Source organism: Roseateles sp. NT4 (assembly GCF_051857475.1).
Taxonomy (GTDB): domain Bacteria; phylum Pseudomonadota; class Gammaproteobacteria; order Burkholderiales; family Burkholderiaceae_C; genus Pelomonas.
In genome coordinates, this window is the sequence record NZ_JBPZGZ010000010.1 from 1 (window position 1) to 1,674 (window position 1,674).

The following is a 1,674-nucleotide window of genomic DNA, read 5'->3' on the forward strand; positions in this document are numbered from 1 at the left end:
GGCAGTCAAAGTTATAGGGTCAAGCCTCACGGGCAATTAGTACTGGTTAGCTTAACGCATTACTGCGCTTCCACACCCAGCCTATCAACGTCCTGGTCTCGAACGACCCTTCAGGGGGCTCAAGGCCCCGGCAAGACTCATCTTGAGACGAGTTTCCCGCTTAGATGCTTTCAGCGGTTATCTCTTCCGCACTTAGCTACTCGGCAATGCCACTGGCGTGACAACCGATACACCAGAGGTGCGTCCACTCCGGTCCTCTCGTACTAGGAGCAGGCTCTCTCAATCTTGCAGCGCCCACGGAAGATAGGGACCAAACTGTCTCACGACGTTTTAAACCCAGCTCACGTACCTCTTTAAATGGCGAACAGCCATACCCTTGGGACCGGCTACAGCCCCAGGATGAGATGAGCCGACATCGAGGTGCCAAACACCGCCGTCGATATGAACTCTTGGGCGGTATCAGCCTGTTATCCCCAGAGTACCTTTTATCCGTTGAGCGATGGCCCTTCCATACAGAACCACCGGATCACTTTGTCCTACTTTCGTACCTGCTCGACTTGTCAGTCTCGCAGTCAAGCACGCTTATGCCAATGCACTATCGTCACGATTTCCGACCGTAACTAGCGTACCTTCGAACTCCTCCGTTACACTTTGGGAGGAGACCGCCCCAGTCAAACTGCCCACCATACACTGTCCCCGACCCGGATAACGGGCCAAGGTTAGAACCTCAAACACACCAGGGTGGTATTTCAACGTTGGCTCCATAAGATCTAGCGACCTTACTTCAAAGCCTCCCACCTATCCTACACAGATCTGTTCAAAGTCCAATGTAAAGCTACAGTAAAGGTTCATGGGGTCTTTCCGTCTTTCCGCGGGGAGATTGCATCATCACAAACATTTCAACTTCGCTGAGTCTCTGGAGGAGACAGTGTGGCCATCATTACTCCATTCGTGCAGGTCGGAACTTACCCGACAAGGAATTTCGCTACCTTAGGACCGTTATAGTTACGGCCGCCGTTTACTGGGACTTCAGTCAAGAGCTTGCACCCCATCATTTAATCTTCCAGCACCGGGCAGGAGTCACACCCTATACGTCGACTTTCGTCTTTGCAGAGTGCTGTGTTTTTAATAAACAGTTGCAGCCACCGATTCTCTGCGGCCTCATTGGGCTAACCAAGTAAATGGATCACCTACTAAAGGCACACCTTCTTCCGAAGTTACGGTGTCAATTTGCCGAGTTCCTTCTCCAGAGTTCTCTCAAGCGCCTTAGAATACTCATCTCGCGCACCAGTGTCGGTTTGCGGTACGGTCGTCAATAGCTGAAGCTTAGTGGCTTTTCTTGGAAGCAGGGTATCACTCACTTCGTCTGCAAGCAGACTCGTTATCACGCCTCATCTAAGCTCTCCGGATTTGCCTAAAGAGCACGACTACACGCTTGAACCAACATATCCAACAGTTGGCTGAGCTAACCTTCTCCGTCCCCACATCGCACTATTGATCGGTACAGGAATATTGACCTGTTTCCCATCAGCTACGCATCTCTGCCTCGCCTTAGGGGCCGACTCACCCTACGCCGATGAACGTTGCGTAGGAAACCTTGCGCTTTCGGCGAGGGGGCTTTTCACCCCCTTTAACGCTACTCATGTCAGCATTCGCACTTCTGATACCTCCAGC

The 1,674-nt window shown here is 51.9% G+C and carries 1 rRNA gene (only partly in view); it reads right to left on the reverse strand.

Going from position 1 to position 1,674, the window contains the following annotated elements:
• Positions 1 to 15: 15 nt before the first annotated feature.
• A 23S ribosomal RNA gene (locus ACS5PN_RS31215) occupies positions 16 to 1,674 on the reverse strand; it runs 1,319 nt beyond the window's last position.